Source organism: Mycobacterium sp. (genome assembly GCF_044370595.1).
GTDB lineage: Bacteria > Actinomycetota > Actinomycetes > Mycobacteriales > Mycobacteriaceae > Mycobacterium.
This window is the reverse complement of the sequence record NZ_JBILVF010000127.1, coordinates 1-9,833: the sequence shown is the minus strand read 5'-3', so window position 1 is coordinate 9,833 and position 9,833 is coordinate 1. Positions and strand designations below refer to the sequence as shown.

Genomic DNA, 9,833 nt, shown 5'->3' with positions numbered 1-9,833 from the left:
GGTGCCGCCCGAGGGCAGCCACACCTTGCGGTCCATCGCCTTGGCCAGTTGCTCGTCGATGCGGTGCACCGCGAACACGTCCGGCCCGTCCTGGCCGCCGGCGGGCTGGTACCTGGTCAGTTTCGGAAGCAGTTCGGGCGCAACGGAATTGACGTAACCGGTGATGGTGTCCCAGGACGTCTCACCGGAGACGATCAATCCGGAGAAGTCTTCGTTGAAGAGGTCCCGGACGACCTTGACCAGCACGTCGGGCTCCTCGTAGAGCGCGACCGCGGCGCCGGCCTTGTTGGCTTTGACGCGCTCGGCCTCCTCGGCGATCTTGGCCCACCGTTCCTGCAGCCGGTTGACGTCGGTGCGGATGTCGTCTTCTTTGACGCCCTCGGATGCAGTCCGGATGATCACCCCGGCGTGGTCCGGCACGACCTCGCGCAGGATTTCCTTGAGCCGCTGGCGTTCGGTGTCGGGAAGTTTGCGGCTGATCCCGGTCGACGACGCACCCGGCACGTAGACCAGATAGCGGCCCGCCAGCGAGACCTGGGTGGTCAGCCGCGCGCCCTTGTGCCCGACGGGGTCCTTGCTGACCTGGACGACGACGTAGTCACCCGGCTTGAGGGCCTGCTCGATCTTGCGGTTGGACCCGCCGAGTCCGGCGGCCTCCCAGTTGACCTCACCGGCGTAGAGCACACCGTTGCGGCCGCGGCCGATGTCGACGAAGGCCGCCTCCATCGACGGCAGCACATTCTGAACAATGCCGAGGTAGATGTTGCCGACCATCGACGCCGAGGCAGCCGAGGTCACGAAGTGTTCCACCACAATGCCGTCCTCGAGGACGGCGATCTGGGTGTAGCGCGCACCCTCGTGGGGCGGTTCGGAACGAACCTTGTCGCGCACCACCATGACCCGGTCCACGGCCTCCCGGCGGGCCAGGAACTCGGCCTCGGTCAGGATCGGCGGGCGGCGCCGACCGGCGTCGCGGCCATCCCGGCGCCGCTGCCGCTTGGCTTCCAGGCGGGTTGAGCCGTTGATGCCCTGGATCTCACCGGCGTCTGAGCGTTCCGCCTTGGCGCGGGGGGCGCGCTCGTGGACCACCGTGTTGGGCGGGTCGTCGGGCGACGCCGCATCGGTGTCCTCGCCGGTTCCGGCGCGGCGACGGCGCCGCCGTCGGCGCCGGCGAGTGCCCCCGGCGGACTCCTCGTCACCGTCGGCTTCGGCGTCCTCGCCGTCCTCACCGACGTCCTCGGCGCTGCCGTCGGCGGATTCGGCCGCCTCGGCGAGCGACTCGTCGTCATCGCCTTCCGACCCGGCTTGTTCACCGCGGCCACGGCCGCGGCCGCGACGGCCGCGGCGGCGGCGGCGATTGGCCGGCCGCTCGGTGCCGTCGCCGTCGCCCTCGGCTTCGTCGTCGTCGTCGTTGTCAGCGTCGTCGATCTCAGGCACGCTCGGAGCCACCGGTTGGGGTGCGACGAACAGCGGCATGTAGGCCGGTTGCTCGACGACGACCTCGACCGAGGCGGTGTCGTGTGTCTCCAGGATCAACCGTGACTCGGGCTCGGTTTCCTGGCCGCTGACGATGATCATCGCGCTATCGGGAGGAAGACCCATCTCGGTCGGCGTCCCGGTCGGTTGCGCAGTGGAGGGTTGGCCGGCCAGCAGATCCCGAACGCGGACCGCTTCGGCCTGATCGACGCTTGAGTGCGGGCTGCGGGAGCGGCCGTCGAAATCGGTCAGCGCGTCGAGGACCTGCTTGCTGGTGGTGCCCAGCACCCGGGCCAGTTCGTGGACCCTCAGGCGTTCGGGCAGATCCTCGTCAGCCGCTGGCGGTTGCCCCAGCGACGGGGATTCGAACAGTTCCTGGTTGTGATCATCATCGGCCACGTAGTCTCCTCAAGCCCCCGGGCGCGTCCTGCGACGCGGCCACGCGAGGGCTTTCCGCTGTGCGCCCGGAGGTTACCGGGCTTGTCGATAGGTCTCGCTCCGACGGATTCCGGAGAACCCGTGCAGTGCCTGGCTGAATGACGGCTGTTGACGGTCCGCGCCGCACCCCGATAGGCGGTGGTCGCGCACGTCTGAAGTCTCATTCCGGCGGCCCGTTGCCGGGTCACCGGCCCCAGTATCCCACATCGCCGTATCCCACATCGCCGCCGGGTGACCGACCGACAGGCCTGATCACCTCAGCGGGCGGGAAACCACAACCCGATCTCGCGGGCCGCGGACTCCGCCGAATCCGAGCCGTGGACGAGGTTGTACTGGGTTTCCAGGCCGAAGTCACCGCGGATGGTGCCCGGGGTGGCCTTATCGACCGGGTCGGTGCCACCGGCGAGTTGCCGGAAGGCGGCGATCGCACGCGGTCCCTCCAGGATCGCGGCGACAACCGGGGAGGAGGTGATGAACTCGACGAGTTCACCGAAGAACGGCCGCTCGGCATGCTCGGCGTAGTGCGCGCGGGCCAGTTCCTCATCGACGTGCTTGAGTTCGAGCGCAACCAGGGTCAGCCCCTTGCGCTCGATCCGGGTGATGATCTCGCCGATCACCCCCCGCTGCACACCGTCGGGTTTGATCAGCACCAGAGTCCGCTCAGTCACGACTCGGAAGAGTACCTGTTCGTGCCCGGCTCAGCCGGGGGCTCATTCGAGCGGGGCCCAGCAGGGGGCCCAGCAGGGGGCCCAGCAGGGGGCTCGGTGGGGGGCGACTGCTGGCCGGGTAGCAGCCCCAGCCGCTGGCGGCGCAGCACCTCCCCGCGCAGGTAGGCGATGACGGCCCAGACGCCGGTGAACAGGACGCCGATGAACCCGACGCCCGGGTAGAGCAGGAATCCGAAGACCAGCAGCACCTGGACGCCGAGGTTGGCCCAGATGGCCCACGGCCTGCCCTGCAGTCCGGCCAACACGCCCAGCAACACCGCGAATCCCACCAGATACGCCGTAGACCAGGGGGTCAACCCACCACCGACCACAGCGACCACCGGCAGGGCCAGCAGCACGGTGATGATTTCCAGGATCAGGGTTCCGGCCATTACACCGCGGAAGCTCTTCCACGGATCGGGGGGCGTCTGGGTGGTCACTGCGGATCCTTCCCGAAGAGGGTGCGGGCCGCTCCCGCAGTGACCACCGACCCGGTGATGACGATGCCGGCCCCGGCGACGCCGTCGCCGGACTCTTCGACCAGGGCGGTGGCGGTGTCGATGGCGTCGGGCAGGGCGGCGGTGCGGATCACCCGATCCGGCCCGAAGACCTCCTCGGCGCGCAGCGCCAGCATCTGGGGGTCCAGCGCCCGCGGCGAGCCGTTGTCGGTCACCACGACCACGTTGAATACCGGTTCCAGAGCCGTCAGGATGCCGGTGACGTCCTTGTCGGCGAGCACACTGATCACACCCACCAGGTACCGGAAGTCGAACTCGGTCGTCAACGCCCGCGCCAGCGCGGCCGCGCCGGCCGGGTTGTGGGCGGCGTCGACGAAGACCGTCGGGGCGCTGCGCACCCGCTCCAGCCGGCCCGGGCTGCGCGCTGCGGCGAATCCGGCGCGGACCGCATCGACGTCGAGTTGGCGGTGCGCCCCGGCCCCGAAGAAGGCCTCCACGGCCGCCAGTGCGAGCGCGGCGTTGTGGGCCTGATGTTCGCCGTGCATCGGCACGAACACTTCCGGGTACACCCCGCCGAGACCCTGCAGGTCCAGAACCTGCCCGCCGACGGCGACCTGGCGGCCCAAGACCGCAAACTCCGAATCCTCCCGCGCCACCGCGGCATCGACGCGAACGGCCCGGGCGAGCAGCACGTCCATGGCATCCGGGGTTTGGCGCCCGATCACCGCGACGGTCTCGACCTCGCCGCCGGCGCCGATGATGCCGGCCTTCTCCCCCGCAATCTCGGCGATGGTGTCGCCGAGGTACTCGGTGTGGTCCATGCCGATCGGCGTGATGACCGCCACCGGGGCGTCGATGACGTTGGTGGCGTCCCAGCGGCCACCCAGGCCCACCTCGATGACGCCGATGTCCACCGGGGCGTCGGCGAAGGCCGCGAACGCCATGGCCGTGACGACTTCGAACTTGCTCATGCGGGGACCCGGCGACCCGAGTTGACCGGCCACCGACTGCGCATCGACCATCTGCACGAAGGGCTCGATCTCGCGGTAGACCTCGACGTAGCGGGCGGGGCTGATCGGGTGGCCGTCAATGGCGATGCGTTCGGTCGCCGACTGAAGGTGCGGGCTGGTGGCGCGGCCGGTGCGCTGTTGCAGGGCGGCCAGCAGTGCGTCGACCATGCGGGCCACCGACGTCTTGCCGTTGGTGCCGCCGATGTGGATGCACGGGTAGCTGCGCTGCGGGGAGCCGAGCAGATCCATCAGAGCCTGCATCCGAGCCGTGCTGGGTTCGATTTTGGTTTCCGGCCAGCGCTGGTCGAGCAGATGCTCGACTTGCAGCAATGCGGCGATCTCGTCCGGGGTGGGTTCGATCATGCAAGCGCAGCCAGGCGCACGGCGATCCGGTCGGTCTCCTCGCGGGCCAGTTTCTGGCGGTCCCGGATTTTGTCGACGACGTCGCCGGGCGCCTTGGCCAGGAACGCCTCGTTGTCGAGTTTGGCGGTGGTGGCGGCAAGTTCCTTCTGCGCGGCGGCCAGGTCCTTCTCCAATCGGCGCCGCTCGGCGGCGACGTCGACGGTGCCGGAGGTGTCCAGTTCGACGCCGACGGTCCCACCGGAGAGCCGCACCTCCACCTGCGCGGTCGGCGTGAAGTCGGCACCCGGGGTGGTCAGCCAGGCCAGCGCGGTCACCGCCGCGACGTGTTCGGCCAGACCGGCCTGACCGACACCGGCGAGCCGGGCGGGCACCTTCTGCCGGTCGGCGAGACCCTGGTCGCTGCGGAACCGCCGCACCTCGGTGACCAGTTTCTGCACGTCGGTGATCCGTTGTGCGGCAGCGTCGTCCCACTCGACGCCGGAGGGCACCGGCCACTCAGCGATCACCAGCGATTCCCCACCCGTCAGTTGCTTCCACAGCACCTCGGTCACGAACGGCATCACCGGATGCAGCAGTTTGAGCAAGGTGTCCAGCACCGCGGCCAGAACTGCGGTGGTTCCCGAACGCCCTTCGCTGAGTTGAACTTTGGCCAGTTCCAGGTACCAGTCGCAGAACTCGTCCCAAGCGAAGTGGTATAGCGCCTCGCAGGCCCGACTGAATTCATAGCCCTCCAAGGCCGAATCCACATCGGCGCGAACCTGTTCGGTGCGGCCCAGGATCCACCGGTCGGCGTCGGTCAGTTCCTCCGCGCTCGGCAAGGGCGCCGGGGCGGCACCGTTCATCAGTGCGAACCGGGTGGCGTTGAACAGCTTTGTGGCGAAGTTGCGGGATGCCCGCGCGTGGTCCTCCCCGATCGACAGATCGCCGCCCGGGCTGGCGCCGCGGGCCAGGGTGAACCGCAGCGCATCTGCGCCGAACAGTTCAACCCAGTCCAGGGGGTCGATCCCGTTACCCCGCGACTTGCTCATCTTTCGGCCGTGTTCATCGCGGATCAGGCCGTGCAGAAACACATTCTCGAACGGAACCTGGGGCCCGCGGGTCCCGCCGCAGGTGACGGCGTCGTCGTGGGCGACGAACGTGCCGAACATGACCATCCGGGCGACCCAGAAGAACAGGATGTCGTAGCCGGTCACCAGAACGCTTGTCGGATAGAACTTTTCCAGATCCGGGGTGCGGTCCGGCCAGCCCATGGTGGAGAACGGCCACAGCGCCGAGGAGAACCAGGTGTCCAGCACATCAGGGTCCTGCTCCCAGCCCTCGGGCGGGGTCTCGTCCGGGCCGACGCAGGCGATCTGCCCGTCGGGCCCGTGCCAGATCGGGATGCGGTGGCCCCACCACAACTGCCGGGAGATGCACCAGTCGTGCATATCGTCGACCCAGGCGAACCAGCGCGGTTCCAGGCTCTTCGGGTGGATCACGATGTCGCCGCCCCGAACCGCGTCTCCGGCGGCTTTGGCCAATGCCTCGACCTTGACCCACCACTGCAGGCTCAGCCGGGGTTCGATGGGTTCTCCGCTGCGTTCGGAATGGCCGACGCTGTGCAGGTAGGGCCGCTTCTCGGTGACGATACGCCCCTGTTCGGCAAGCGCCTCACGGACTTTGACCCGGGCCTCGAACCGGTCCATCCCGTCGAACGGCGTTGAGGTGCCGTCGATCCGGCCGCGGGTGTCCATGATCGTGGGCATCGCCAGATTGTGCCGAAGGCCGATCTCGAAGTCGTTCGGGTCGTGGGCGGGAGTGACTTTGACTGCGCCGGTGCCGAATTCGGGGTCGACGTGGGTGTCGGCGACGATGACGATCTCACGGTCCAGGAACGGGTGGGGCAGGGCCTTGCCGACCAGTTCGCGGTACCGGTCATCGTCGGGATGCACGGCGATCGCGGTGTCCCCCAGCATGGTTTCGACCCGGGTGGTCGCCACCACGATGTGGGGTTGGGAGTCGTCCAGCGAGCCGTATCGGAACGACACCAGTTCGCCCTCGACCTCTTCGTACTTGACCTCGAGGTCGGAGATCGCGGTCTGCAGCACCGGTGACCAGTTGACCAGCCGTTCGGCCCGATAGATCAGACCGGCGTCGTAGAGCCTCTTGAAAATGGTCCTGACCGCCCGCGACAGGCCCGAATCCATGGTGAAACGGTCACGGGTCCAGTCCACACCGTCGCCGAGGCGACGCATCTGAGCGCCGATCGTCCCGCCGGACTCGTGCTTCCACTCCCAGACCTTCTCGATGAAGGATTCGCGGCCGAGTTCGTCCTTGGTTTGACCATCGGCGGCGAGCCTCTTCTCGACCAGGGTCTGGGTCGCGATGCCGGCGTGGTCCATACCGGGCAGCCACAGCACTTCGTAGCCCTGCATGCGTTTGCGCCGGGTCAACGCATCCATCAGGGTGTGGTCAAGCGCATGGCCCATGTGCAGGCTGCCGGTCACGTTGGGCGGCGGCAGCACAATGGAGTACGCCGGTTTGCCGCTGGTGGGGTCGGCGGTGAAGTACCCGGCGTCCACCCAGGCCTGATAGATATCGGCTTCCACCGCCCCGGGATCCCAGGCCTTCGGCAACTCCTGGGGAGTCAATTCCCGGGGGTCAGCGGCGGCGCGGGTGTTGTCAGGCACGCGCCAATTCTAGGAGGACGACACGCCCGAGCCGCAGGCAGTGCGTCAGCGCCCGCCGCGCAGCAGGCCGCCCAGGATGTTGCCGAGCGCACCGCCCTGGCCGCCGCCGAGCACGCTGCCCAGGATGCTGCCCAACGGGTTGTTGCCGGCCGCCGCTCCGCCTGCGGGCGCACCGCCGCCGAGGATGCTGCCCAGCACATCGCCGAGGCCGCCACCCGGGGCGGCTTGGGCCTGCGCGCCAGCACCGGCGGCGTTGCGCTGGGAGAACTGGCGGCCCACGTAGGCCAGCACGATCGGGGCCAGCATGGGCAGCAGCCGCTTGATCAAGTCGCCGCCCGGAGCACCGGCGCCGGACAGCGCCGAGGCCACCTGATTGGTGTCGTTGCCGCCGAAGAGGCTGGCGACCATCTGGTTGCCCTGCGTCTCATTGATCTGATCGACGACCACGCCGCCGTCGAGCAGGTCGGTCTGCCCCTCGGCGACGACGGTCGATTCCAATTCGGTCGAGTCGATGTCGTCAGCCTGCACGTTCTCCTGCAGGGTGCCCAGCAGTGTCGGAACCAGGGTTTGGATGGCCTGGTTCACCTCACCCTGGTCGGCTCCGAGCTTGGTGGCGATGTCCGCCACCGGGATTTGGTTGAAAAGGTCATCGAGACCGGCCATGTTGGGTTCACTTTCAGCGTTAGTTGCCAGGATCGGCTCCGACAGTAGTCAGCCCTGGACGGGCATGCACACAATTACGCTCTGGGCGTGCCGAGGGCCGCAGCGGCGTTCAGCCGTGCGGTATCCAACGAGATGCCCGCCGCCGGGAATCGGCCCAGCAGCGCCTCACCCATCGCTGCGGCAGGAGTGAGCACCCCGTGCAGGTCGGGCAGCTTGTCGCGGTCGAGGGCCAGCGCCAGGCCACACTCAGCGAGCATGACCGAGGTCGCCTTGTAGCCCGGGTCGCCGCTCTGGGCCATGGTGGCCACGTAACGGGCGCCGGTGGTTGTGGTGGTGTACGTCTCGACCCGGTAGTAGCCGCTCTCCCGAACCTCTTCGCTGGGCCCGGTGCCGGGCTTCGGCGCCACCCGTTCGACGAGGCGTTTGGGCAGGAAACGGAAGAATCGGTAGCCCAGCGCTGCGGATCCGGCGGTCACCGCGGTGGTCACCGCCGACAAGACCGGGGCGCTCAGCGACGGCCCGACACCCATGTATTCGGCGTAGCGGAACCGCCGGCCGTAGGCGTAGTCCAGCAGCGCATTGCTGCGCCGCACGATGCGCGTGTTGTACGGGGCCATCACGAACCCCCCGGCCCACACTCCGGCCAGTTCCGGGGCGATCTCCCTGCCCCGACGCCACGGCAGGTCCGGCTGCGGCCCCAGTTCGGGTTCGGCGCCGCGGTCCTGGGCCAGCGTGTAGGGGTCCTCGAGCAGCTTGCGGGTGTCCGGATCGCCTGATGCGGCCCGCATGACCTCGGTCATCGACGCGATGGTGCCGCCGGAGACCCCGCCGGCGAAGCCACGCAACACATAGTTGGTGTCGAGCAGGTCGCCCTCGCCGTCCTGCCGAGCACGCCGGAACAACGCGTAGACACTCATGTCGGAGGGAATGGAGTCGAATCCGCAGGCGTGCACGATCCGCGCCCCGGTGTCGATGGCCTGCTTGTGGTAGTCGTCGATGCTCTGCCGGACGAACATCGCCTCACCGGTCAGATCGGCGTAGTCGGTACCGGTTTTGGCGCACGCCGCCACCAGGGGCAGTCCGTACCGGCTGTAGGGGCCGACGGTGGTCAGCACCACCCGGGTGCGGGCGGCCATCGCCTCCAGCGAGGCCGGCGAGGAGGCGTCGGCCGCCACGATGGGCCAGTCCTGGGCGGCCGCGCCGAGGGTGGCCCGCACCGCGGCGAGTTTCGCCTCGGACCGCCCGGCCAGCGCGATGCGGGCGGAGCCACCCGCTTTGGCCAGATACTCCGCGGTGAGTTTTCCGACGAAACCGGTCGCCCCGTAGACGACGATGTCGAATTCGCGTTGGGTCATGAGGCCAACCTACTCGCCGCCCTCCGCCGGGTCGGATGCCCTATCAGCGGATACCCAGGGTGAACGCGGCGCAGACCTGACCCCAGTCGACCAATCCGAGCGGGCCGCGGCTCAACCCCCGGCACTGGTCGGCGGCCGGCGACGCCGGGGTGGAGGCCGAGACCGGCGCGGCGAAGACAGTAGTGGCACTGCCCTTCTTGCCGCAGGTGGGCCACGCCCCGATGCCCTGGGTACGCAGGGTGTTCTCGGCGACCCGGATCTGCTCCTCGCGGGTGGCCTGGTGCGGCATACCGGTGCCGCCGTTGGACCTCCAGGTGGCCGGGCTGAACTGCAGGCCGCCGTAGTAGCCGTTGCCGGTGTTGATGGCCCAGTTTCCGCCGGACTCACACTGGGCGATCGCGTCCCAGTTCACCCCGCTGTCGGCGGCTGCCGTTCCACTGCCCAGCGCGACTGCTCCCAGGGCCAGCCCGAGCGCGAGGGAGGCCAGCGTGAGGAGTCGGCGGAGCGTGGTCATGGCGTCCCCTTCCGTGCGGCGGTTGTGATGTGGATCGCTGCCGCGGAAGCTGTTGTTACAGAAGAGACACCTGTTCTTTATGAGGCTTCAATGAGAGTTGGCTGCGCGGACAGGAAAAACAAAGGTGGCGCCGGGTTTTATCCGGCGCCCCCCCCGGAAGAGTCGCTGGCGCATCCAACC

General features: G+C 68.7%; 6 protein-coding genes and 2 pseudogenes. All 8 read right to left on the bottom strand.

The genetic code is table 11. The annotated features are described in order from the left end of the window. A partial coding sequence (locus ADBZ5N_RS14465; RefSeq protein WP_526258495.1) for a ribonuclease E/G occupies positions 1-1,875 on the bottom strand: 1,875 nt, incomplete at its 3' end. Between the two features lie 296 nt (positions 1,876-2,171). After that, a complete protein-coding gene (gene ndk, locus ADBZ5N_RS14460; RefSeq protein ID WP_526258493.1) occupies positions 2,172-2,582 on the bottom strand; it encodes a nucleoside-diphosphate kinase in 411 nt (136 codons plus the stop codon). 107 nt (positions 2,583-2,689) lie between these two features. Further along, a pseudogene (locus ADBZ5N_RS14455) lies at positions 2,690-3,013 on the bottom strand (DUF4233 domain-containing protein); the annotation flags it as partial. A 44-nt stretch (positions 3,014-3,057) separates the two neighbouring features. After that, on the bottom strand, positions 3,058-4,452 hold the full coding sequence (gene folC / locus ADBZ5N_RS14450; protein ID WP_526258491.1) for a bifunctional tetrahydrofolate synthase/dihydrofolate synthase: 1,395 nt from the start codon (positions 4,450-4,452) through the stop codon (positions 3,058-3,060). Beyond that, positions 4,449-7,121, bottom strand: a complete 2,673-nt coding sequence (locus ADBZ5N_RS14445) for a valine--tRNA ligase (protein ID WP_526258489.1) — start codon at positions 7,119-7,121, stop codon at positions 4,449-4,451. Before ADBZ5N_RS14445 ends, folC begins: the two co-directional genes overlap by 4 nt. Positions 7,122-7,166: 45 nt before the next feature. Beyond that, entirely contained in the window at positions 7,167-7,784 is a 618-nt protein-coding gene (locus ADBZ5N_RS14440) for a DUF937 domain-containing protein (RefSeq protein ID WP_526258487.1), read from the bottom strand. Positions 7,785-7,858: 74 nt separating this feature from the next. Continuing rightward, positions 7,859-9,139: a saccharopine dehydrogenase family protein gene (locus ADBZ5N_RS14435; protein WP_526258485.1), complete on the bottom strand. Its 1,281-nt coding sequence runs from the start codon at positions 9,137-9,139 to the stop codon at positions 7,859-7,861. 190 nt (positions 9,140-9,329) lie between these two features. Continuing rightward, a pseudogene (locus tag ADBZ5N_RS14430) lies at positions 9,330-9,551 on the bottom strand (transglycosylase family protein); the annotation flags it as partial. Positions 9,552-9,833: the final 282 nt, after the last annotated feature.